Genomic DNA, 22,818 nt, shown 5'->3' with positions numbered 1-22,818 from the left:
CTGTCAAACGCACCGTCCAAATCCCCTTGGTCTGCGAGTCGACGAGCGTCCGTAGCGAGCAGGTAGAAAATCGCCCCGGAACCCTGGAGGGCATCAGGAGATTCGACGTTCCGCGCGGGCAGCACGCATGTCGGGCGGGCCGACGCATCGAGGATAAGTTGCAGCGACTCCTGGTTCTGTGAAAGCCATTCGAGCTGGTCTTGCCAAACGGTGGCATCCGGTTCGAGACTCAGGATGGCGCCGATCGTTGTCGAACTCCCGCCTTGTCCCGATGTCAGAATCACTGACGGCAAGGAGGGAGAGGAAACGCGTAGCAAATCTGCGGCGCGAAGATACATCTCTCCCGTTTGACGCGCTTCAGGAGTAACCTGCGCCGCATATTCAACCGGTGAGAACCCGGGATCGACCCTGGGAATCTGGGCGACACGGTATGTTGCCGTCGCGGCGACGACCGCCATCGCGGGCACGGCCAGCGAAAGTCCCAAACGGGTCCACGGCCACCAGCCCGTCCGTTCACCAATCCAATGCGGGGCGCGCCACCAGGTTGCCCACAGCAGAATGACCGGAATTGGCGCTAAAGTAACGAGCCAGTTGAGCCTGAGTTCGACGGTTACGCCTACCCAAGCTGAGACGGCAAGCGACAGAACGATTCCGGCGAAACCAGCGACAATGCCGCTGCGAAACAGCATCGAGCACAATTGCCCGCAAGAATACGCCAACACTGCGTACACGGCGAAGAACGCCCAACTCGGCAGTTGGTCAATGCAGCCGAAGAACTGTGCTGTCCCTGCCGGCAGGCCGGCCAGATTTCGTAGATTGACCGGGTTGGTCAACGGAGTAAGTGTTCCCGTTGCCGACTTTGTCCATAACGGAACGCCAATTGCTAGAACGGCGATGACAACGCCTAGCCAGACGCATTGCCGATTAAGCCACACCATGCGTGCCGATACCGGACGTTCTGAAAAGTAGCGGAATTGCGATCGTTCTTGATCGGCCAAGAACACGCAGGATCCCATCAGAGCAACGATTCCGATCGTCGGCAAAAAGGCGGCGATGGTCGCGGCAATTTGGCCTTCGCCGCCAACCAGAATGGCCAGAAATGCGCCTACGCCGACGAAGATCACCATCAGGCGCCGCGCCTGGTGGAACTCCTGCCAGGTGAGACGGCGGAACGAGGTCAGTGGCGATAGATAAGGTGTTGCGGTGTCAAACGCCGTGATGCGCCGCGTTGCGTCGAGGCGCTGTCGGCGGCGCCGCAGCAGGCCCTGCACGGCTTGTCCTTCCAGCCAATGGTGGCCGAGCCACCAGTCGACCGCGAACACGCCCGCCAACAGAATTGTGCAGCCTATTGCCGTGGTCGTAGCTTGGTCGAAGTAATAAGTATAGTGCCACGCGTGAAGAATGGCTCCGAACAACAGAACCCCCGGCAGAATGGCAATCGCGGCCGCCGCTCCGACGCAGGCCGCGACCAGCGGGCGGCGCAGCAGAAGTGAAAAGAACAGCCCCCACAGAAACGCGTCGATCGTTCCAAGGACTACGCCCAGGGAAGTGTTCCACAACGTATCGATATCCGAATGCTTAGTGATAAGCGGAACGCGCACCAGGCCGAGCCATTTCCACGCTAACGTCACGACCGCGAGCGCGCCGGCCAGAGCGATGACACTTGCCAATGCCAACGCGACTTTCGCCGTGAACAGTTGCCGGCTTTCGACCGGCAAGGGCTGCAAGAACGTGTTGGTCCCTTCCTCGTGTTCGACCGCGAAGATCGTGGCTCCGATCCCCAGCGCATAGGCCACGATAGCCGTGACCATGATGACCAGATCCGCTTGCAGCGCGCCGGCGGCGGGGCCAGACAGCCACGCGATCGCCTGTGCCCCCACGACAATCGCCACCAGCGCGATCCAGAACGACCGCAGCATGCGATATTCTTTCCACACCACGCGGCGAAAGACGTCGGTTGTCATAACGTTTGTCGAGAAAGTTGGACGACAATGATTCAAGCGCCAATTAGCCGTTCGGGACTCGATTTCTGTTGTTGCAGCGCGGGATTCTCAGTCGAACGACCCTTGCGTTCTGATTGCGTCGCGCGTCGCATCGTTCACCGCGCCTCCATCGCCCGAGCGCATGTACGCCACGAAAATCTCTTCCAGTGATGGGCGACGGACCTCGACATCGCTCACGGCCGGCTGGGCACGCAATGCCGCCAGGCTTTCGTCGTTGATGCCGCGGACCAGCACCTGCCACTGCCGGGCCTTGCGCCGCTCGCGGAGGATTTCGCCCGCCACGCGCGGCATGGCAACACCGTCGTCCAGTGTCACGGTCAGCGCTTGGACGCTGTCTTTCAATTCATCCAAGCGCTCGACCAGCACCAAATGGCCGTCGTGCAAAATGGCCACGATGTCGGCCACGCGCTCGACCTCGTGTATCTGATGGCTCGACAGCACCACCGTCCGCCCGGCCGCGGCCAGGTCGACCATGCTTTCCAGAAACTCGCGGCGGACCATCGTGTCGAGGCCCGAGGTCGGTTCGTCCAACAACAGCACGTCAGGCTGATGCGCTAGCGCCAACGAGAGAGCTACCTTGGCGCGCATTCCCTTGGAGAGCGCCTTCAGTTTGCGGCGCGGAGGCAAGCCGAAATCCGAAATCAGGCGGTCGTAATGCCGCGCGAAGTCGCCGCCATAGAAGCCGGCCGTGAACCAGCCTATCTCGGCCACGGTCATCCAGTCGTACAGCGTCGGGCGCTCGGGCACGTAGCCTACGTGGCGCAGAACGTCGACCTGACGGCCGCGCGTGTCGCGTCCCAGGATCTCGGCAAAGCCGGTATCGGGTTCGGTCAGCCCGAGCAGAATGCGGATGGCCGTGGTCTTGCCGGCGCCGTTCTCACCCAACAAGGCGAAGACGCAGCCCTGCGGCACCTCGAACGAGACGTGATCGAGCGCGGTATGGTCCCGATAACGCTTCGTGACGTTGGCCAGACGGATGGCCGGTTGCATGTTCAGGTTCCTTGCCGGGTGAGGACGCTGAGCTCGTCGTCGACCAACTCGCGCAGCTCGTCGTGGGAAAGTTGACTCCTCTGGGCCTCGACAAGAACTTGCCGCAGCCGGGCGCGGATCAGCTCGACCGTCTCGCGACGGCAGCGATCACGCGCCCGCGCGGCAACTTCCAGCCCTGTCCCGCGGACCGACGACAACACGCCGTCGGTCTGCAGCTGGCGATACGCTCGGGCCACGGTATTGGGATTAACCGCCAGTTCGCGGGCCAATTCACGCACCGAAGCGACCATCTCGCCCGGCTTGATCGCGCCGCGCGCGACGGCGAATTTCACCTGGCGGATGATTTGTTCGTAAACGGCAACGCCGTTGGCTGTATCAATGGCAAAAAACATGCGATCACCTGCTGTATGATCGTACTAGTACAGTAAGTGATGGGCAATGTCAAGAAGAATTCTGCGAAGGACGGCGCTTGCGAGTCTACGCCAAGAGCGCGTTGACCACGTCGCCATGAGGAAGAATGTGCAGCGGCCGTCCGAACCGATCGGGCACGGTCGTTAAGAGCGGATCGAAGCCCAGCAGGTGATACATCGTCGCCAGGATGTCTTTCGGGTCGGTCGGGCAACTGGTTGGGTAGCCTCCCTCGCGATCGGTCGCGCCGATCACCTGGCCGGTCTTAATGCCTGCGCCGAAAAACATTCCCCAGTACGCGCCGGACCAATGCTCGCGCGCTCCGCCCGGCGAATTGCCCAAGGTCGGCGTGCGTCCATGCTCGCTAATGACCATCACCAGCGTTTCATCCAGCAGTCCGCGCTCGTGCATGTCGTCGAGAAAAGCCGGCAGGATCTGATCGAGCTTGGGGCACAACCCATCCTTCAGACGTGGGTGATGGTTGTGATGCGTGTCCCAGGACGCGTTATTATCGGTCCACGTATCCCAAAAGACCGTGACAATTTTCACGCCCGTCTCGATGAGTCGACGCGCGGCTAGCGCCGATTGTCCGAATAGCGTATAGCCAAACTTATCGCGCACGGCGCCCGGCTCGCGTGTTACGTCAAGCGCCGCGGCGACTTGGGGATTGGCAATCATGGCAAAGGCCACATCCCGGCATTGATCGAATGTATTGACGATCGTGCCCAGCTCGCGCTCGTTTGTATCGAGCGAATGGAGCAATTCCTGCCGGCGCGCCAGGCGCGACATGCTCAGGTCCTGCGGCAATTCCGTACCGCCGAAGCGAAATGTGCTCTCGGGCGTGATGCCGTCCCAGGGGTCGAACCGCGTCAGGATGGGAGTCGATCCTTGGATCGACGGCGCGCCGACCTCGAGCGAACCCTGGCCGGCAAACAAGGGAATAACGGGGTTGTATTGCAGGCCGAGCCACGCCGCATCGTGCTGCCAACGCCCCGGCCCGGTCTTCTCGTTCAGGGCCCAGGGAAGAACCATGTTCACTGGGATGCCATTGTCGACCATGCTGATTCCCTGTTGCTTCCACAGGTACTCGAGCACGGAACCGATGTAGGGCTGATGACGCGGATCGCGTCCGTTTCCCTCGATTTCGGGCAACGACTTCGACAGGCCGGACAAGGCCACCGAGACGGCATGATTGTTCGACGTGTGAGTCATCGAACGCACCAAGGCCACGCGGTGCAGATTGCGTGCGATGTTGGGTAGCAGCTCCGAAACTGCGATGCCCGGCAGGCTGCTGGCGATGGTCTTGAACTCGCCGCGCCGCTCGACCGGCGCGCGGGGCTTCGGGTCGAGCGTATCCATCTGACTGGGCGCGCCGTACAGATAGAGAATGACGACCGACTTCGCGCGCGGCGCCCGCGACGGTTGGCTCGCCGCGAGTGCGCCCGGGGCGTTCGGCGAGCCGGCTGCGCCCAAGGCTGCCAAACCGGCGCCGCCGGATGCCAAGAACCGTCGTCGGCTGATGCCGTCGCAATTGCTGAAATCTTCGTCGCTAAACATCGTGCGATCCTGTCGATGCGGACGAATCACAGGTTAGCTCTGCCCGACTGGTTGCCGCTCGGGCGAACCCGTGGCCGATTGTCTTACGACGGCTCGAAACATGCAAGAACCGTCGGCCGAGTTACCGGGCGGATCTCACGGCGTCGACTTAATTCCGACCCTCTGCCTCGACCTGGTCGCGCGCCGAGATCACGTGAGTGATAACGTCGTGCATACGCATTTCGTCGGTAAACGGTGAGAGGACGTACGACTTGAGCGCCGAGATCGGCGTGCCGAAATCGCTGTGGCAAAAGGCATCCGTCATCGAAATGACCACGCCATGCCCGGTGAGGGCTTCGGCGTGTACGCGCTCGAAAACGCGGCGGTTATAGTCGTTCAGCGCCAGCAAATCCTGCTGGAATTTCGGGTCCGAGCGTTCGCGGTCTTTCACGGTGAACGTGTCTGTGCCGCGCGGATAAACGCGAAACAGCGTGACCGGCCCGACGTTCTCACCGTTTAGCACGGTCAGATCGGGATGCGCGACCAAAGCCTCGCGGAGGACTTCCGCCATCTCGACCATGTGCCCTAGCAGCGCCCGAAATCCCTCCTTGCCCAAGAGCAGCATGTTGGCGAGTGCCGCCATCGGCCCTGTGGCCGAGCGACTGGTTTCGAGCGTGAACAGTCCCGGATGGTGGGCGCCGGATTGAAAGATATAGGGAAGCGATTCGCGGGGCCGCAAGATGTACTGCAAGTCGTCACGGTCGCGGAAGATCACCAGTGACGAGATATAGGGGGCGAAGCCGGTCTTATGGAAATCGATGCCTATCGAGTCCGCCAGCGACAGATACTGCAAGTTGTGATGCGCCTTGGCCAAGGCCCGCACCGTACGGCCGCGAAAGCCTAATGCGTTCTGCAAGAAATCGTAGTCGTTGAAAACGCTCCAGGCCCAACCGATGACGGCGTCGGCATGAATGTGCGGAACGTAGGCAAGCGCGTATTCGCGCACCAGTTCATCGCGTAGGGCATGCACGGCGCGCAGGTCATCGATTCCGAAGGCATCGGTCGAACCCATCGTGGCCACGAACGCCGCGATACGCTTGCCCGCGTCGAGCGCTTGCCGCGCGGCGGCGGCCAGCAACTGGATGTCGATCGAGTGGTCGTCCGCAGTGGGGATGAGCACGACGTTGTCTTGCCCAATCCCGAGCCAGGCCGCCACGTTGCTGGTGCAGGCGTGACTGTGGGCGCTGGCCAGCACGACGGCCGGTTGCGTTAGCCCTGCGCGCAGGCAACCGGGCACAGCTTTTTCCAGCCCGACTTTTACCCCGTACAGCATGCCGCCGGTGCCGCCGAACGTGAAGACTCCGCCGGATCGTGCGGCATCGTAGCCGACCAACTCGGCGGCCATCGTCGTGGCGCGCACCTCGGCGGCCGAAAAGCCGCGGCCACTTTCGTCGCTCACCAGGTTGGGGTTATAGGTCGAGGCCAGCAGGACGCCGATAATGCTGGCGATCGAGGGATGCGAGATCACGTTGATCTGGCTGCGCGGATGCCCCCAGATAAACATCCCTTCCAGATGCTTGACCAGATCCGCGATCACTTGCTCGAGCGGCTCACCTTGCTCGGCGACGCGCGATGCCAGGGCCGCGGCAAAGTCGGGCTCGACCGGCGCGCCAAGAATCGGCGCCTGCGACTTTAGCGCGTCGACCCGATCCAAGGCACGGAGCACCGAGAACGCCACATAGGCGTCGTGGACATGATCCGAGACAGGCTGCGGGAACTCACGCCGCAAACTCTCGAGCAATTGTCGGTAACGGGGCATGCGGGCGTGTCGCGACCTTCATCGCTTAGAAGGAGAACTAGAGTGCGCCAGGCGTGGCTGTCGACCGCGCGTTACCACTTGACCTTGTCCGGGAAATATTCCGCCGCCAGGTCTTCGTAGTAGGGGCGCAAGGCGGCCACGTCGGGCCGCTCGGCGCTTTTGGTGTACAGGTCGTAGGGGCTGAACTTACGCACCCAGCGGAACAGCTTCTCATCCTTCTCATTCATCAAATGGCGGTATTGCCCTTCGCGATGAATCGGGTAGCAGGAATGAAAGCGCAGCATGTACAGCGCTTCATCAGGCAGATAGTTTTTGGCGACTTGATACATGTACTCGTCGTGTCCCCAGGACATCATTACGTCGTCCAGCCCGCAATGCTCGCGGTAGATGCCGTTGGGCGTCTGGTACTGAGGCACTTCGCGATCGGGATTGTCGGCGAAGAATTCGGCGAACACGATCTCTTCGGAGTAGGCGCAACCGACCGGGAACGTATCCCCCACGACGGCCCATTGCGGCTCGCCGTACAGGCAGAGGATCTTGCCGAGGTCGTGGACCAGGCCGGCCAGGATGAACCAGCGCGGATGCCCATCGCGGCGAATGGCCTCGGCGGTTTGCAGGCAATGTTCGATTTGCGAAAAGTCGGTGTCCGGATCGCTGTCGTCGATGAGCGTGTTGAGGTATTCGAGCGCTTCCCAGATGCTCATCTCGCGCTTGGCCAGCGGCAGATACTCGGTGTGCTTTTGGCGAACGAAGTCGAGCGTTTGATGAAGGTGATTCAGGCGGTAGAATTCGCGCACGCTGGGCCGCGCCGAATTGCGGTGGTTGCGGAATTCCTTGGCATTCTTCTTGGTATTCTCGGCATGGACGACACCCTCGGGCACCGGCTCTGGGTAGCGGCGTTTCAGGTCGTCTTCCCACTCGTCGAGGCTCGACAGGGGATTCGTATCGGTTTGCTGCGATTTATCGACCATACTTGGGCGCTCCCGTTTACGAGCCGTGCGGTGATCTGCTGGGCACCCCAGAATTGTATACAGTCTGGGCCGCCGTTAAGAGACGAAAATCAACTGACCCAGCGGCGTTGGCGGATTTGGTCCAGCGTCACGGCCACCACGATAATGACGCCGATCGTGATTTCCTGGATCGGATTGCTCAAGCCTAGCAGCGTACACCCACTGGCGATGACCGCCATCATGATGGCGCCGCAGACCGTGCCCAAGACCGAACCTCTGCCGCCGTTCAAGCTCCCCCCGCCGATCACCACCGCCGCGATCATCCGCAGCTCGAGCCCCGTGCCCGACATCGGATTCCCGCTGGTGAGCCGGGCGAATTGATAGGTGCCAGCGATCCCGACGAACAGCCCGCCGAGGGTGTACACGGCGATTTTCACCAAAGGCACGTTAATACCGCACAGCCGAGCGGTTTGCTCGTTCGACCCGAGGGCAAACACGTAACGCCCAAATACCGTGTACCGCAGAACAGCCGCCAGCGCCACGGCCAAAACTAGCGCCAGCCAAACGCCCCAGGCAAAGTTGGGCACGTGCAGCGACTCGATCAACCAGGCAGGCTGGGGCCGTGTCGTCACCAGCGCCTCGAACGCGGGGGGGATCCGATCGAGCGCCGGCCGGATCGTGGTTTCTTTGGCCAGGATTTTGGCAATGCCTTGATAGATCGTCATCGTTCCCAATGTGATGATGAACGGTACGACACCGAGGGCGCTCACCAGCAGCCCGTTGATGCAGCCGGCGAGGCAACCGGTACCGACGGCTGCCAACACGGCGACCGGGCCCGAGTAATGTTTGTCGAGGCACCAGGCCAGCACCGTCGCCGACAGGGCCAAGGCCGTGCCGGCCGCCAGGTCGATGCCGCCGGCGATAATGATCACGGTCATGCCCAGCGCCGCCACGATGATGGGCGCCGCCTGGACCGCCACCGTGCGGGCGTTTTGAGGGGAAAGGAATACGTCCGGCCCCTGCTTCAGCCAATCGGCGATGGCAAACAGCGCGATCACGGCCAATAGCGCCAACAGCGTGCCCAGCGGTCCCGTTAGCGCCAAGAGCCGCCGTGCGACGGTGGGCGTCGACGTTGGAGAACGGGTTGCCGCCGCGACGGTATCGCTCACGACTGGTCTCCCCCGATCGCGCAAGCCATCACTTCTTCCTCGGTCCATTGGCGCGCTTGCCGGACTTCGCGCAGGCGGCCCCGCGCCATGACTCCTACGCGGTCGCAAACTGCCAACAACTCGGGCAAGTACGAGCTGACGAAGACGACCGATTTACCCTCCGCGGCGAGCTGCCCCATGCGACGATAGATTTCGGCTTTGGTGCCGACGTCGATCCCGCGGGTAGGTTCGTCCAACAGTAGCACGTCGGCCTGTTGGTGCAGAACGCGGGCGATCGCCACCTTTTGTTGATTGCCTCCCGAGAGTTCGCTGACGGGCTGTTCTGTCGTGGCGGCTTTGATCTCCAGCCGACCCATCCAGTCGCGCACCGCCACCTCGCGGCGCCGCAGGTTGAGCCAACCCCAGCGGCTGTACGGCGCGAGACGGCTGAGGGTCAGATTATCGGCAATCGAGCGCTGCTGAGCGAGCCCTTCCCCCTTGCGATCTTCGGAAACCAGCCCCAGCCCGGCGCGGATTCGTGCCCGCGGCGTCGGACGAGGCGTATATGCTGCCACACGCACGACGCCGCGGCGAACTGCGTCGAGCCCGAAGATGCACCGCAATAGCTCGGTCCGCCCTGCGCCCACCAATCCGGCGATTCCAAGTATTTCACCACGATGCAGTGTCAGGCTTACGCCGCGCGGCACCTTGACTCCGCCGAGGTCCTGGACTTCGAGAATTTCTTCCCCTGCCTTGTGCGGCACCGTGGGAAAGAGGTCTTGCACGTTGCGCCCGACCATCAGCGCCACGATCTGCGCTTCGCTGGCGCCGGCTAATTCTCCGGAGCCGACAGTGCGTCCATCGCGGAGGACCGTGTAACGCTCTGCCACGCGACGGATCTCTTCCAGAAAATGACTGATATAGATGATGCCCAGCCCCGCGTCACGTAACCGTGCAATCACCGCAAAGAGATGTTCTGCATCGTGGGCCGTTAGCGAACTAGTGGGCTCGTCGAAGACGATCACCCGCGGATGAAAGACCAAGGCGCGGGCGATTTCGACCAGCTGCCGTGCCCCGACCGAAAGACGCTCGACCAGCGTATCGGGACGCAGCTCTGGATGGCCTAGCATGTCCAGGGCTTGCTGGACGCGCGCGCGCTGGCTGCCACGACATAGCCAGCCGGCCCGATGCTGCTCTTGGCCGAGCATGATGTTGTCTTCGACGCTGAGGTCCAACGCCAGGTTCAACTCTTGGTAGATCATGGCGACGCCCGCTACGCGCGCCTGGTGTGGACCCGTGGGGGCGTAGCCGCGTCCGTCCAGGTACATCTCGCCGGCATCGGGACGATGTGCGCCCGAAAGCACTTTCATGAGGGTGCTTTTGCCGGCGCCATTTTCGCCGATCAGAGCCAGCACTTGCCCGGCCCCGACCGAGAGCGACACGTCCGCCAGCGCAACGGTGGCGCCGAACCGCTTTGTAATGCCGTGCATCGAAAGTAGCGCAGTTCGATCGCTCATGCGGGGCGTTGGACGAGACCAGGATTGCGGTGCGTGCCTGTGGGCCGAGCCCGAGCGGGCCGGGCCTCCTATGCTAACACCGCAATTTCGCACGACCTAGTGCGGGCACCAAAAAACGGTGGCTCTTGCCCCCAAAATACGATTAACGATTGTTGCCATGTTTCGGAGCCAAACCGAGTGACTCGCCTGTGGCTCTGGCATGCCCGGGCAGCTGTGATCCTCCGAACGAGTCAATACCAGAGCGGCCGGTTGACCATGTGCTCGGCGCGTGATATTCCACGTGATGTGAAATACGAACCACGTCTGCACATCGTGCTGTACCAACCCGAAATCCCGCATAACACCGGCAGCGTCGGTCGCACGTGCGTTGCCGCGGGGGCCAAGCTGTGGCTGGTTCGGCCGTTGGGTTTCCGGCTGGATGACTATTATCTGCGCCGGGCTGGGCTCGACTATTGGCCTCATTTGGAATGGGAAGCCGTCGACGACTGGCAATCGCTCGTCGCGCAATTACCGTCGGTTGCACCGTATTACTTCACCAAAACGGCGACGCGCAGCTACACCAGTGTCGACTACCGGCCGGCCGACGTATTGGTTTTCGGCAGCGAGTCGCAGGGGCTGCCGGCGGCCTTGTTGGAGCCGAACCGCGATCGGGCGCTGCGGATCCCGATCCGTCCGGCAGCCCGCAGCCTGAACCTGTCGAACTCGGTGGCCATCGTGATGTTCGAGGCGCTACGACAATGGGAAAACGGCGATGAGTAGCCGGTCGTCCGTCTGGATGGCAGAAAGGGGCGTGGTTCGATCATCAGGATGAGCCGTGGGACGGCCCGAATAACAGCAAGCTGCATAACATCGTCATTCCCCTCTATCATTGTCCCACCGACACCGGCAGCCCGCCGACGGATACCAGTTACGTTGCAATCACTGGCCCCCACACAATTTGGTCAGGATCAGCGGCCGTCGACAAAGGGATTCAAGGTCACAACACGCCTACGGCGTTGATCTTGCCCGCGTCACTCTCGACCCTGACCCCGATTTCATCTCGCTTGGGCTAGGCGGGCTTGGTTGCTTTCTTGGTAGTGGTCTTCGCCTTGGTTACTTTTTTGGCAAGAGCCTCGGCCTTGGCTGACAAACTTTTCTTGATCGCGGTCGCACTCATGGTTCTGAACTCCTTCAAAGTTTTGGGTGATGCCGGACTCGTGACTGACGACTTTGGCAGTGCTCGGTACTCCTTCATGCTGGGGTGTGGCTTTTCGACGCGGGGGTGACGGTCCGCGAGTAACAGCCGTCGATAGTCCCTTCTCGCCTTGATGATCTCGGTGCCGCGGTACAGGCGACCCGTTCTTTCGCCGCCCCCATCCCACGTCAAAACGATGGCAGGCATACGCCCTGATATCGCGGTCGACATGATTCTGTAACCATCTATAGTGCACTGGTTTACGCTCCATACACTGGAGGGTATCGACGCCCCTGTCAACGGCCGTTAGCACCTTCCTCGGTTGACAGCATGACCCTGGGGCGGAAAAGCCGGCGAGGGCCTTATGGCTGGGCTGCTTTGGCCGGTCACGATTCGACGGCCTATGGGGCATTGGTAAAATGCACCCGGTACAACTTTTTCAATGGAGCAAGACATGACCAAGAAGAAAGACAAAGACGCACAACGCAAATGGATAGCCTTGACAGAGGCGTTCGCGGCGAACTCTACGGCAATATCAGCCCTGAGGTAATGAAGAAAGGAAAGTCCGCAGTGGTGACGGGCAACAATCCGGTAGTTGGCACGAGAGTGCTTACTTGGAAAATCGACGAGAAGAAGGTCGACGAGTAGTGTGGAATTGAACACCGACTCAAATCAGGAAGTGGGCTAATGGGATTCTTCCGAAGTGCTTACGACCGCATTCGACCAATCGACTCGCTCTTACCGTTTGGTTTCATAAGCTTGGTTGTGGGCATCGGTTTCTTCGTCGCGGGGTACGCCTTTCCAGCGAAACCAAATATCAAATTTGAGCAAACGGCAAATTACAAGGTCCTCGAAGTTCGCGAAAAGATCAGTGACCTTGAGATTTTGCTCAAGGGGCAGGACATCCTGAAGACGGGTGAGACATTGTCGATCGTGGTCCTCACGATTTCAAATGATGGTCGAGCATCGATTCGACCAGACGACTACGACAGCCACGACCCACTCGGTTTTGATGTCGATTGCGATATGGTCGGCTCACCGACTCTCGTATCTGCAAGTAGAAAGTACCTGTATAACGGCGTTAAAGAACCAGCCCTTGCAAGTTCTACGGCTGAGAACAAAACGAGCAGCAGCGTAGCATTCAATCCGGTCATACTCGACCCCGGGGATTCGTTCACCGTAAAGATGCTGCTCCTACACCCCCGTGAAAGTACACCCAAGGTAAATCCACGGGGGACAATCGCTGGCGTTGGCGAAATTCAGTTATCCGACCGTTCGTCGGAATCGCCATCGATTTGGTCTGAAGAATATCTTTCCATTAAGGGTGGTCAACTCTTCTGGATATTAGTATGTATCGCCATCGCAAACTTCATGTTTGCTCCCGTACTTTTTGTCCTCCAACGAGTGAAGTATCGAAATGAACCCGGGGAAAGGTCGCTTAAGCGACCCCGGAAACGACAAAAATCTCTGCCGACCAATACGTCGTCCGGCAGCGACGCACGCCAGTGACAAACGAAAAACCCTTGGGCAGCAGCACGGTTGCCACCACCCAAGGGCTCTCTTTCCGCTGCCCAGTATTTGTCGCGGTATAGGCCTTCACGCGCTCTTCGGCGTTTATCTCTCGCTACCTGGTGCGACTGGCGTCGCCTGCCCCATCGTTTTCGGTCCCTAGGCGTTTCACGCTTACAGTAAACATGAAATGCTGTTCGGATGACAAATTATCCTTCCTGAACACGAAGTTCATCTTGGTTCGAACGTTTGATTCAACGAGAGATCCACAGGCGTTATCCCAATAAATCTTGCCAGTGGTCGATTGCTGTTTGGCAACGACTTGCAATTCACTTGGCAGATCGATTTGTGAGATTCCGACCATTTCGATTTTGTCGACCTGCTTGCCTTCGTAATCCTCTTGTCCCGTCAATGTGAATTTGGTCGTAGACGTCTGGTTCCTTTGAAAATCCTGTTCTTCCCAGGTGTGGCCGATGGCTACGGATTGTTCAGGAAGCGTCGCGAAGGATTGGCCAATCCAGCGCTTCAAGTAACTCGGAGAAAATTGCAGCGTTCCTAGATTCTGTGGGACTTCTTTGTGTAGCTTGGCGGCTAGCTCATCGGGAAAATAAACTTCCAACACCTTACCCACGGCCGTAACCTTCGCGAGAAATGGCTTATGGATGAGCAAATGGCAGCCGTTGGCCACTTTGACAGGGAGCGTCGAACCTTGGGGATGTTGTGAATCGAACGCGATGGGTGGCTCATCGGAGTGCGATCGTTCATAGCGTATTCGTTCTACCGCGCGAGATACGGTTGCCGTGCCGTCATTCGTGACATTTTTAATCTCCCACGCCACGTCGCAAATGCACGTCTCCGTCATCTCGATATGATGTAGGTCGTCCTTAATCTCCTGCGTCGTATCCGTCTTCGTTTCAAATCGCATTTTGTCGCCGGCGGTAAATTTCCATCGCAACTTCGTCTCGCCGTGTGCCGGCGTTGGCATCAATGCGATGGCGGTACAAATTCCGATAAAACGACGACTGCAGATCGAACGAGCTACCGATTTTGATTTGAGCATAAATCGCCTTTCAAAATATGTGCAGCGACTTCGGTAGCATGGTCGTGATGTCGACAATAAATGGCAAGGGGAAAATTGCGCAGGACGAACGTTCCGCACGTGCGCTAAACTGTCAGCATGAGCGAAGCACCAACGCGCCGCCGCTAGTTCCGAGTCTGCCTGAGGACGATTGCAAAGTCAGTCGGTGCCTATAGGTCGGCGCATTCGCCGCCGCCAGCTTATGGCGAAGAACTGAGGCTCGTTTCGCTCGGCCCGCCACGCAAATACAAGGAATGGGACTACGCAATCACCTCTGGCAGTTGTAGCGCCGGCTATTAACCGCCGTGCCGTATCGTTATGCTGATGGGCAGCTTGCCCTGGCCCCTTGCGTCGCTTTCCCACCTGCTGTTTGAGGCCCCGCCCCCGACCTCGCTCTTCGGAGACATGCCATGAACTCCATTCGGACTGTTGGTTTGTTGATCGCCGTCATCGGCGCGATGGTTATGTTTGTTGCCGATCTCACGGCAGCCGAACCAGTGACTTTGGCCAACCTGGTGGCGCCCACCCCCAATTCCTCCGACGAGCCGATCGTCGCCGAGTTCTCGCTAGAGCGCGCGACGCATTTCCTGGATTCCGCCGCGCTCGATTGGCAACAAACGCGGCAATGCATGACTTGCCACACGAATTATGCCTTCTTGATGGCACGGCCTTCGATTTCGGCCGAGGCGCCGGCCCACGCCGAGGTGCGCAAGTTCGCCGAGCAGTTGGTCACCGAGCGCTGGCCGGACAAGGGGCCGCGCTGGGATGCCGAAGTCGTGGCCACCGGCACCGTGCTGGCCTTCAACGATGCTGAAATTCATTGATACCTAAAGTATCGCCCATTTCCCGGTCAAATGCGGCATTTCCGCGTAGCGTAAACTCGAAATCTTTATCCCGATGGTTGCTGCTGTCAACCGCTCTCACGTACACCCCCGGCTGTCGCCCATCGGGTAGCGTTATGTCGAACGCATGTTCTATCAGGGCTCGCTTGTCAGTGAACGATAGGCGATCGTAAAACGCCCCCTCATGGGCGAGCAGGGTCGTTTGAAACTGAACCCATGTCTTGTCGAATTCGTCTGACAGCTTTTTGAACTCTTTAGGATCAGTTTCAAATTCGGGATCGTGGAGCAGGCGGTTGAATGTCTCAAACGACTTGATAGCCGGTGTCAACGCGGCCCGCATTTGGTCGTATACCTCAGGGCTCATCCAGTTCTCATTCGGGAAACTGATCTCACCGGCTTTCGGCTTTGTCGGTTTGCCCTTGCGTGCCTTGGCGGGTGGCAATGCCTTAGCAACTAGGTCTGCCACCCGTTTCATCAACCGTGTTGCATGCCCATTCATCTGCTGCTGACTGGGTGCTGTTTCGATCATGCTTGTCAACCTGCTGCGACGATCGACCAACACTTGCTCTCGTTCGTTCAGGTCAACCAATATCGGTTTGACATCCTCATACGAAACGGCCTCATCGTTTAGCGACTGCTGCTGTTTTTTGCGAGCAACTTTCAATTTGGCGATCTTGCCGTCGATGACGTCACGCTCCGCGATATAGCCCTTGATCTCGTCCAGGTTCGGGATAGCGGCCTCGATTGCACGGCGTATCGCTGGCGGGTTTGAAAAGGTCTCGAGCAACTTGCGGACAACAGCCTCTTCAATCTTTTCGCAGATCGGATAGGGCCAAGGCTTGGGGCATGCCGTAGCTGGCCCCTCGGCCGAGTGACGATACTTGGTATGGGCTCGTTTCTGATCTTGGCCCGTCAGTGCATAGCCACACTTTTCGCAGTAGATATAGCCCGACAGCAGATAGAGACGTTTGGCACCCTTGGCACCCTTTTTGTTTTTTGCCATTCGCCTGTAGATGGCATCGATGGTCGACTCACTCAACAAGGGCTCCATCGGGTAAACCGCGTTACGGTCCGCGTCGGGAATCTCAACCGTCTCGTCGACGAAATTGATACCCCACTCCGTACGCCGATCCTTTAGGTATCGGTATACCTTGCTATAGCTGCCGAAATCGTCCTTAAACTCTTCGGCTAGTTTGCGGGGGTTCTCGCCATTGAGGTATCGCTTGGCGATTCGGTTTAGCAGAGCCTTGCATTCGGGAATTGCCACCCATCGCTTTTTGTCAGTGTCATACGTGCGACCCCAGGGCTTGGCTTTGATGGGGGGCTTTTTGCTCTTGTCCCTGGCTCGTCTGACCTTCCCGCCATAGGTCCTATCCTTGATAAGCCCTACCTCCATTTCAGCGATGCCAGCGTGGAGGAAATTGATAAGGGGCGGGCCGTCACTGTCGTGCGTACCTTGGGTGTCGACCGTGCGAATCCCTAGCTGTTTCTTGAGTCGACGCGATTCGTTGAGGATGTCGAACCCATCACGAGCAAATCGTTTCACGTCGAATGGAACAAGTACATCGAACATACCCGCTTCCGCGTCACGCATCATTTGAACGAATGCGTCACGCGGGGCGATTGATCCGCCGCTAACGCTCTCGTCGATGTAAACCTTGACGAGTTTCCATTCTTTGAACGCGACGAAATCACGAACCCGTTCGTCCTGGCCACCTATCGAGGTAGTTTGGCTCGCCTTTTGACCGGGGCCAGATGTACGGCAGTAGCCGACAGCACGCAACTTGGCGGGGGCTTTTGGAGCCATAGATTTCCTTCGCTTTCCCTCGCTGACAGGGAAAAGCGGGGGCGGCTAATCAATCAACCAGCGAAGGAAAGTTGATCCGCGTCGGGTAGCTACTCCCGACACGTGCCGCCCCCGAGATCTCTACTTAGACCGACAAAGCAAAAACAACTCCGTATCACCATCACTATTGTCGCAGTCTTCGTCGGCAACTGCGAACGATCTGTCATACACACGTTCAAGCGATACGACAAACTGACGCAACACGGCCGAGTCGCCTGTACTCGCTGCCGACCACTGGGCGAGCAAGTACACTTCATTAGCCATTGTCGTGTCTATTGGCGAACTTGCAAGCTCGAAGGCTTTAGGCGTGGTGCCTGTCGCCCCAAAGGCTGTCGTACCACTGCCTACGATCGACCCTGAGGGGCCTACGGCCTCCACCGCCACCAAGGCGTCAAAGTACAGCAAGTTGTTGTTAGCCACGTCGAGCGGGCCTGCGATGAACACCGCACTGCTGCCGAATGACAGGGCAAGCGTCAGGGTGTCGCTACCGTTTGTCAATGGGCATACGACGTACCCCCGCACCCGAACCACATCTCCCACCAACAGCGTATTAGCCGGAAACGTGTAACCGGGAAATGGTGTGCCGTCAGCGGTGTTAGTAATCGGGTCACTGTCGGCGGTGCTGGCGTAGACTTTGCCACTGGGAATCCATGCCATCACGGAACCATCGCCAGCACAGATCACCGGTTGATCCTTGACTACGCTTTGACCGGCTTGCAGTCGCAACAGAACAGTGTCGCCCTCGCCGGGGTACAGAATGTTTGCTCTGTCGACTGCTGCGTTGAACACCGTATAGATCGTTGACGGTATTGTGGTCTGTCCGTTGTTGCTCGTCGCATTTAGCGGACTCTCCATCGCTACTGCGAATGGGATATCTCCGCCGATGGTGCTCCTACGCTGTACGGTTCCGGTAGCGGTGTACTCGACAAGATGGCCCGGATAGAGTTCCGTTTCCAAATGATCGACGAATCGCTCCGAATAGTTGTCATGTCGCACGCTGACCGCAATTGAATTGCGGATGTATGGCGGGCTCGGTAGTAAAACGCTCATATGATTCTCCGTTCAATATTTAGTTGTTCCACCTATGACTGCCCCCGGGAGGTATCGAGGGCAGTCACTAGGCGGATCTTCACACGCTTCGCTGCACGATAAAAAACCCAACCTTGAGGACCGTTAAAAACAGGGTCGGTTAACCACTCGTAATTTGTTCCTCAAGGCTGGGGTATCATTTTCAAAAAGCCGGATGCAATAATCACGTGGGTTACTGCACCCGGCTCGAGGATTCCCGAAACACAACTAGGTCTGAAGCTCTCACTGGATCAGGAGCATTAGGGCTTCTGTCGCCAATAGATACGACACCCTAATGCTCCTCACTACAAACCGGCATGAGATAGGCTGCCATCACTGCATTTCGGCTTCCGACCTCCCTCGACGAATAAGCTCCCGAGTGCCGTACACTGGAACTAAATGCACGGCACTCGGTTGCGACTGGATCATGGCTGATTGCAACTCTTTCGATCAGACGAACGCAGACAAGGAGGCCAATAAAGGCAAACTGTTTTCGTCACATTGCAACCCTGACTTTAACGGTGTTCCGTAGTAACACTGTCGAGTCACCACGATCCAGCAACGTTCTCAACGGCATGTGTTCCGCAACCCATCTTGCGATCACATGCCCCTCTTAAACCCGGTAAAATTGCGAGATGATCAGGATGCATTGATCTCACGACGGCCAAGTAATCCCTCCCGTTGAACGTGCCTGCGATCTCATCGTTGTCCGTAATCACACCGGTGCTTACCTCCAACGCACGGCCAGCCCTAATGGCTTTGTGGACTTGCGGAAACGATTGGACCCTCGCCTTGTCGATCCATGCCTCTGCGACTAAGGCCCTACGCTTGGCGTCATACCCAGCGTTGAATAGCGTGCCTATCTTCTGCTTGTTGTAGATCACCGGATCGTCAGCCAGCCCGTTGGCCTCCATCGTGGGATGATGCACCACGACGGGACGCCCATTCCAAGCCCGCACATTGCGAAGGGTCGATCGCGGGTACATCAGTGGCCCGTGAGACCCATTGAGTACGCCTTCCACGATCATGGTCACTGGGACCACTACATGCGGACGTCCTTCGAGGTTCTTGATTAGATAGGAACCCATCAGTTGCCCACCTCCAAGGTACCGCTGCTTTTCATCTTTTTCTTTTTTGGACGAGGGGCCTCGTCCTCGTCTTCATCCTGATCGTCGTCCTCATCGACACTGCCCTTGGTACGATCTGGCGGTTGCTTTCTACCGCTGCCCTTGGTCGCTGCCATTGGCTCATCACCCGTCTGCACTGGTTCCAGGGTGCCTAGCATCAATTCCCTGGCTGTACGACCCGATGATCGGTCAGGCACATTCTTGCTAGTGCTGGGGGCATTCAATACGGGAATCCCCTCTTCATCGTATTGAGGGACAATGGAACGATTTAACGTGGGACCGGAACTTGGTGAGTTGAGCACGGGCACTGGTTCTTCGTGCGTCGACAAAGTCTCGCAGTTGGTACAGACGTATTGTTTTGTCATCGCGTGATCCTCAATGGTTAAACGGTTCGTTTCTTTTTCTTGGACTTCTTTGGCGTATCGAGTGTCATCTTGTCGATGGCATCGATCTGTCGCATGACGGTGTGGACCGCATTGTTTCGGCTGGCGTTTATTTGCTGCTCGCGTTGCCGTGAGGGTTCCTCCAATTTGTCGATCTTATTCTGCGTGGACTCATATCCCTTTTTTGCAGCGAGGGCCACAAGCCGTAGCTCTCTCAATTTGGCAATGTCTGCCTCGGTCGGCATGCGATCGAATTGAGGCATGGCTCGTAGGTTGTCACGATGCGTGAAGTAGGCATCGTGACTTTCCTGTATGCGAACCTTCCAATAGATTCTGACGAACTTGAGGCGAGCATATTCGTTTGTAGGTGGTTCGCGGAACTCTCCCAATGGGTTGCTAGAGTCGAGTCTGGCACCATCGGCAAAGATGCGGAGTCCGTTGGATTGCCGAATACTGCACTCGACTCCACCATGCCGCTTAATGAAGTCCTGCTTCGCTTTTCGATTCCGCTCTTCGAGGTAGGTTACTTCGTTCGCGTTGGCGAATCCCGCGATAAACCCTACTTGTGCTTCGTCCATGTGATCTCCTAGTAGCTGAATGGATCGCTGAGTTGGAAGTCGGATAGTTGCATCGTGCGTTCACGTTCCTCTCGGTACGGATCGTTTTCGTAGTCGTCCTCATCGGTCTGTTGGGCACCGAATGCACCGACGGTTACGAGACCTCTGGCTGCGAACGTGACAAGCCCCGCAAGTGCGTTTGCCACGTCATCTCGACCTCCGCGAGGTGCTTGGAATGAATCGTTGCCCGTGCCGCGAACGTGCCGTTCTAGGCTGGCGAGTTGATCCACCAGCGTGGCATCGTCGAGCAATTCGACTTTGCCCGAATTGATCCAGCCCAACAATTCGGCAAAGAGTCCGTTGCGGTTCTTGTCCGATCTGAAATATCGAATGTGATGATCCGCGAACGTGGCAGCGATATAGTCCTTTGAGTAGGCATCCCCAAATAGACACGAAACGTGATATCGCTTGAGGATGGTGCTTATGTCGCGGCAGACAGCCAGGGGGTTGAAGGGTGGTGCGTACTTGCGGAGTTTGCACAACTTCACCACGCCGTCTTGCATGTAGCCGATAGCCAAGCACGTATCATCGTTCTTGGCGTTGCCCCCTCCGCTCATATCTGCGAAAGCGGTATAGGAGATGCGTTGCTGCGGCAGAATCTCTTTCCGGCCTTTGACGACAAGCCTTTCTACGATATCGCGAGTGATGGGCGACTCTATATCGTCGCGAAACTGACCCAAGTATTCGCACTTCGCTGATTGCGGGTCTTCCGCGATCGCGTCATCTACGACCGATTGGCGTAGTGTCGGATTCATCGTTCGCGAGGGACAGTTCCAGACAAGCACCTTGCCAGCGTAATTCCCAAAGTGCTTTTCGTAAGTCGCATAGGTCCACCCCTTGCGAGCGTAGGGAGTGGTGATGGCGATTAGCTTTCCGCCTACCTGATCCAATGACGGGGCGATCGCTCGAATTAACTCGGTATCAGATTTCGTTTTCGCGTCAGGGTCGACACCGAGGAACGCGATCTCATCCAGGATGGCCGCAATCAGTGTGTACCCGCGAATTGCTCTGTGCTCGCCAGCAATGATCTCGATTCGATTGCCGTTGCGAAGATCAAACCCTAGCGGCGATTCGTCGACGACCTCTTTCGCCAACAGTGGGGAGCTTTTGAAAATTGCCTTCAAATACTTCTGGACGATCTGACTCTGTGCCTTCGTGGGAGAGCAGATTGCGACATAACCTTGTTCCCCCTTGGCGAGTTTCGATTCGTGGCCAGCAAGGCAGGCTTCGTACGCACCGATGATTGCAGCACAGCGAGACTTTCCGCTCCGGCGACCGGTGATTATCAAACTCTTTGAGTATCCGCCCTTGGCGAGTTGAGTTCTGCCAGTGCAGCGTTTGAGCAACCCAAGGCTCCTTGGCTTGCGAATCGACATTCCGTATATGGCACGTAATGCGACTTGCCAGTTCCGCCATGTCGAAACGCTGCCGTCTTTGTCCGCGAGGAAAGGGCGGAAAAGGTCTCCATCTTGAATGGCCTCGACTATGTTCATTTGTGCTTCCTCTTCGCACTCTTCGCGTCGAGGTGCTCTTGTAGGCTCAGCGTCTTCGGCCTGCGGTTTATGCCCAGGATCTTGCCGAGCCCTTGCAAGGAGTTATGGCCTTGTATCCAGCGGCTCATGATCTTTTCCGCACGTTCAGGCTTCTTTGCGATCTGCGTTTCTAGTTTCTGGAGGGTCCATTCCAGCCACACAAACCTCTCGACGTAGGACAACTGGATATGCGACAACGCATCAAAGCCGCCCAAGTCGGAAACGATCTCCCGATACGCTCGCTTCAACTTGATGGCGACGGCCGTACGCTGGTCGAGCTTGGCGATTGCTCCGGGTGCGTACTTCATTCGGGTAGATGTTTCGGGGCTGCATGTTGTCGACATATGGGTGCCACCTCGTCGGTAGGTAGTGGGGTAACAGTATGCCTTCGCCCCATTCGGTATGGACGACTAACCTTGGAACTTTCAAGGCGACTTGTTGGGGTCTTTACACCAGAGTGGTGTTTAGCGATGGCCAAGGCCGATGGCTTGGCAGGCCCGATTGCTTTTAAGGGGCCTAGCGTCGATTTTCGCGAGAGGCAGTGGGGGGACAGCCGTCGACAGCCGACAGGGCACTGCCTCTCGCGAAACGGGCGATACGGCGACGACAGGGGCAATGTACAGCCCGGCAATTATTTTCAACAAAATTAGCCGACAGTGGCCATCGATCGCTTGAAACTGTCGCGGGCCCCTTGTGCGGTACAACCTAGCTGGCGAGCGATGGCCGTGTAGCCAAGGCCCCGATTGCGAAGCTCTGCGACGGCGTTCGCGTCGATCTTGATGGGCTGTCCGAGGCGAACGCCTTTCGACTTTGCAGCAGCCAAGCCACGCTTGGTGTTCTCGCGTAGGTTTTCACGCTCCATTTGTGCAACTGCAAAAAGCACGCTGGCAATCATCTGGCCAACGCTACCCGAAAAATCCAACTGTTGGCTTACCGCGATAACCCTTACGTCCTTGGCAAGGTAATCACACAACACGTTGATCCCATCCCGTAGCGATCGGCTCAGTCGATCGAGTTTCCAAACGATAACCGTCTTATGCGTGCCGTTGAAAATAGCCTTGGACATACGATCGAATTCGGGCCGCTGTAGGTTCTTTCCGCTCATGCGGTCGCGATACCACACTACATCGGTAATCGAGTGACCAGCGAGGTAATCGGCAATCGCTTTCTCTTGGCTGGCGATGCCCTTTTCCTGATCTAGTGTCGACACACGCAAGTAAACTGCTACGGACATTGAGAACTCCTTTTGTTTTGCGGGAGTAAAAATCTGG

At 58.0% G+C, this 22,818-nt stretch carries 21 protein-coding genes; 4 read left to right on the top strand and 17 right to left on the bottom strand.

Features of this window, described 5'->3' with window-relative positions; all coding sequences use genetic code 11:
- From VGG64_09470 to VGG64_09435, 8 genes are all read right to left on the bottom strand, one after another.
- Nucleotides 1-1,964: hypothetical protein (locus VGG64_09470; protein HEY1599819.1), on the bottom strand; the 1,964-nt coding region annotated here is incomplete at its 3' end.
- Nucleotides 1,965-2,051: 87 nt separating this feature from the next.
- On the bottom strand, nucleotides 2,052-2,993 hold the full coding sequence (locus VGG64_09465; protein HEY1599818.1) for an ABC transporter ATP-binding protein: 942 nt from the start codon (nucleotides 2,991-2,993) through the stop codon (nucleotides 2,052-2,054).
- 2 nt (nucleotides 2,994-2,995) lie between these two features.
- Nucleotides 2,996-3,385: a GntR family transcriptional regulator gene (locus tag VGG64_09460; protein HEY1599817.1), complete on the bottom strand. Its 390-nt coding sequence runs from the start codon at nucleotides 3,383-3,385 to the stop codon at nucleotides 2,996-2,998.
- A gap of 85 nt (nucleotides 3,386-3,470) precedes the next feature.
- Nucleotides 3,471-4,958 (bottom strand): DUF1501 domain-containing protein, encoded by a 1,488-nt coding sequence (locus VGG64_09455; protein HEY1599816.1) that lies wholly within the window; start codon nucleotides 4,956-4,958, stop codon nucleotides 3,471-3,473.
- A gap of 148 nt (nucleotides 4,959-5,106) precedes the next feature.
- Nucleotides 5,107-6,756: a pyridoxal-dependent decarboxylase gene (locus tag VGG64_09450; GenBank protein ID HEY1599815.1), complete on the bottom strand. Its 1,650-nt coding sequence runs from the start codon at nucleotides 6,754-6,756 to the stop codon at nucleotides 5,107-5,109.
- Nucleotides 6,757-6,827: 71 nt separating this feature from the next.
- Nucleotides 6,828-7,727: an inositol oxygenase family protein gene (locus tag VGG64_09445; GenBank protein HEY1599814.1), complete on the bottom strand. Its 900-nt coding sequence runs from the start codon at nucleotides 7,725-7,727 to the stop codon at nucleotides 6,828-6,830.
- Between the two features lie 89 nt (nucleotides 7,728-7,816).
- Nucleotides 7,817-8,875, bottom strand: coding sequence for an ABC transporter permease (locus VGG64_09440; GenBank protein ID HEY1599813.1), 1,059 nt, complete (start codon nucleotides 8,873-8,875; stop codon nucleotides 7,817-7,819).
- Nucleotides 8,872-10,371: a sugar ABC transporter ATP-binding protein gene (locus tag VGG64_09435; protein HEY1599812.1), complete on the bottom strand. Its 1,500-nt coding sequence runs from the start codon at nucleotides 10,369-10,371 to the stop codon at nucleotides 8,872-8,874. The genes VGG64_09440 and VGG64_09435 overlap by 4 nt, the downstream gene beginning before the upstream one ends.
- 285 nt (nucleotides 10,372-10,656) lie before the next feature.
- Between VGG64_09435 and VGG64_09430 the strand changes: the two genes are divergently transcribed.
- The 3 genes from VGG64_09430 (at nucleotide 10,657) to VGG64_09420 (ending at nucleotide 13,054) form a co-directional block, all read left to right on the top strand.
- The gene (locus tag VGG64_09430; protein HEY1599811.1) at nucleotides 10,657-11,130 is read left to right on the top strand and encodes a tRNA (cytidine(34)-2'-O)-methyltransferase; all 474 of its coding nucleotides are present in this window, start codon (nucleotides 10,657-10,659) and stop codon (nucleotides 11,128-11,130) included.
- Between the two features lie 904 nt (nucleotides 11,131-12,034).
- Nucleotides 12,035-12,193 (top strand): hypothetical protein, encoded by a 159-nt coding sequence (locus tag VGG64_09425; GenBank protein HEY1599810.1) that lies wholly within the window; start codon nucleotides 12,035-12,037, stop codon nucleotides 12,191-12,193.
- 39 nt (nucleotides 12,194-12,232) lie between these two features.
- The gene (locus tag VGG64_09420) at nucleotides 12,233-13,054 is read left to right on the top strand and encodes a hypothetical protein (protein ID HEY1599809.1); all 822 of its coding nucleotides are present in this window, start codon (nucleotides 12,233-12,235) and stop codon (nucleotides 13,052-13,054) included.
- Between the two features lie 115 nt (nucleotides 13,055-13,169).
- Here VGG64_09420 and VGG64_09415 read toward each other — a convergent pair whose 3' ends face one another.
- The gene (locus VGG64_09415; GenBank protein HEY1599808.1) at nucleotides 13,170-13,979 is read right to left on the bottom strand and encodes a DUF6263 family protein; all 810 of its coding nucleotides are present in this window, start codon (nucleotides 13,977-13,979) and stop codon (nucleotides 13,170-13,172) included.
- A gap of 563 nt (nucleotides 13,980-14,542) precedes the next feature.
- On the opposite strand from VGG64_09415, the gene VGG64_09410 reads away from it, so the two are divergent.
- Complete coding sequence (locus VGG64_09410; protein ID HEY1599807.1) at nucleotides 14,543-14,956, top strand: hypothetical protein; 414 nt, start codon at nucleotides 14,543-14,545, stop codon at nucleotides 14,954-14,956.
- Here VGG64_09410 and VGG64_09405 read toward each other — a convergent pair.
- The 8 genes from VGG64_09405 to VGG64_09370 all read right to left on the bottom strand — a co-directional run.
- The gene (locus VGG64_09405) at nucleotides 14,934-16,781 is read right to left on the bottom strand and encodes a recombinase family protein (GenBank protein HEY1599806.1); all 1,848 of its coding nucleotides are present in this window, start codon (nucleotides 16,779-16,781) and stop codon (nucleotides 14,934-14,936) included. The genes VGG64_09410 and VGG64_09405 overlap by 23 nt on opposite strands.
- A 120-nt stretch (nucleotides 16,782-16,901) precedes the next feature.
- Nucleotides 16,902-17,870 (bottom strand): hypothetical protein, encoded by a 969-nt coding sequence (locus tag VGG64_09400; GenBank protein HEY1599805.1) that lies wholly within the window; start codon nucleotides 17,868-17,870, stop codon nucleotides 16,902-16,904.
- A 563-nt stretch (nucleotides 17,871-18,433) separates the two neighbouring features.
- Nucleotides 18,434-18,976, bottom strand: a complete 543-nt coding sequence (locus VGG64_09395) for a DUF2213 domain-containing protein (GenBank protein ID HEY1599804.1) — start codon at nucleotides 18,974-18,976, stop codon at nucleotides 18,434-18,436.
- A complete protein-coding gene (locus tag VGG64_09390; protein ID HEY1599803.1) occupies nucleotides 18,976-19,380 on the bottom strand; it encodes a hypothetical protein in 405 nt (134 codons plus the stop codon). The genes VGG64_09395 and VGG64_09390 overlap by 1 nt, the downstream gene beginning before the upstream one ends.
- A gap of 17 nt (nucleotides 19,381-19,397) precedes the next feature.
- Nucleotides 19,398-19,976 (bottom strand): hypothetical protein, encoded by a 579-nt coding sequence (locus VGG64_09385; protein ID HEY1599802.1) that lies wholly within the window; start codon nucleotides 19,974-19,976, stop codon nucleotides 19,398-19,400.
- Nucleotides 19,977-19,984: 8 nt separating this feature from the next.
- Nucleotides 19,985-21,508 carry a hypothetical protein gene (locus tag VGG64_09380; protein ID HEY1599801.1) on the bottom strand — a complete coding sequence of 508 codons (1,524 nt, stop codon included), beginning with the start codon at nucleotides 21,506-21,508 and terminating at the stop codon, nucleotides 19,985-19,987.
- Nucleotides 21,505-21,855 carry a hypothetical protein gene (locus tag VGG64_09375; protein HEY1599800.1) on the bottom strand — a complete coding sequence of 117 codons (351 nt, stop codon included), beginning with the start codon at nucleotides 21,853-21,855 and terminating at the stop codon, nucleotides 21,505-21,507. Before VGG64_09375 ends, VGG64_09380 begins: the two co-directional genes overlap by 4 nt.
- A 338-nt stretch (nucleotides 21,856-22,193) precedes the next feature.
- Nucleotides 22,194-22,818, bottom strand: a 625-nt coding sequence (locus VGG64_09370) for a recombinase family protein (GenBank protein ID HEY1599799.1), incomplete at its 5' end; no start/stop codon positions are given.

It is taken from the genome of Pirellulales bacterium (assembly GCA_036490175.1).
Taxonomy (GTDB): domain Bacteria; phylum Planctomycetota; class Planctomycetia; order Pirellulales; family JACPPG01; genus JACPPG01.
The sequence above is the reverse complement of the archived record's forward strand: the minus strand, read 5'-3'. Positions and strand labels throughout refer to the sequence as shown.

Coding starts and splice junctions, on each gene's coding strand:
- VGG64_09375 (HEY1599800.1), bottom strand. CDS start 21,855: ATGAAGTACGCACCCGGAGCAATCGCCAAGCTCGACCAGCGTACGGCC.
- VGG64_09460 (HEY1599817.1), bottom strand. CDS start 3,385: ATGTTTTTTGCCATTGATACAGCCAACGGCGTTGCCGTTTACGAACAA.
- VGG64_09380 (HEY1599801.1), bottom strand. CDS start 21,508: ATGAACATAGTCGAGGCCATTCAAGATGGAGACCTTTTCCGCCCTTTC.
- VGG64_09420 (HEY1599809.1), top strand. CDS start 12,233: ATGGGATTCTTCCGAAGTGCTTACGACCGCATTCGACCAATCGACTCG.
- VGG64_09450 (HEY1599815.1), bottom strand. CDS start 6,756: ATGCCCCGTTACCGACAATTGCTCGAGAGTTTGCGGCGTGAGTTCCCG.
- VGG64_09410 (HEY1599807.1), top strand. CDS start 14,543: ATGAACTCCATTCGGACTGTTGGTTTGTTGATCGCCGTCATCGGCGCG.
- VGG64_09415 (HEY1599808.1), bottom strand. CDS start 13,979: ATGCGATTTGAAACGAAGACGGATACGACGCAGGAGATTAAGGACGAC.
- VGG64_09390 (HEY1599803.1), bottom strand. CDS start 19,380: ATGACAAAACAATACGTCTGTACCAACTGCGAGACTTTGTCGACGCAC.
- VGG64_09425 (HEY1599810.1), top strand. CDS start 12,035: ATGGATAGCCTTGACAGAGGCGTTCGCGGCGAACTCTACGGCAATATC.
- VGG64_09405 (HEY1599806.1), bottom strand. CDS start 16,781: ATGGCTCCAAAAGCCCCCGCCAAGTTGCGTGCTGTCGGCTACTGCCGT.
- VGG64_09395 (HEY1599804.1), bottom strand. CDS start 18,976: ATGGGTTCCTATCTAATCAAGAACCTCGAAGGACGTCCGCATGTAGTG.
- VGG64_09445 (HEY1599814.1), bottom strand. CDS start 7,727: ATGGTCGATAAATCGCAGCAAACCGATACGAATCCCCTGTCGAGCCTC.
- VGG64_09400 (HEY1599805.1), bottom strand. CDS start 17,870: ATGAGCGTTTTACTACCGAGCCCGCCATACATCCGCAATTCAATTGCG.
- VGG64_09435 (HEY1599812.1), bottom strand. CDS start 10,371: ATGAGCGATCGAACTGCGCTACTTTCGATGCACGGCATTACAAAGCGG.
- VGG64_09385 (HEY1599802.1), bottom strand. CDS start 19,976: ATGGACGAAGCACAAGTAGGGTTTATCGCGGGATTCGCCAACGCGAAC.
- VGG64_09465 (HEY1599818.1), bottom strand. CDS start 2,993: ATGCAACCGGCCATCCGTCTGGCCAACGTCACGAAGCGTTATCGGGAC.
- VGG64_09455 (HEY1599816.1), bottom strand. CDS start 4,958: ATGTTTAGCGACGAAGATTTCAGCAATTGCGACGGCATCAGCCGACGA.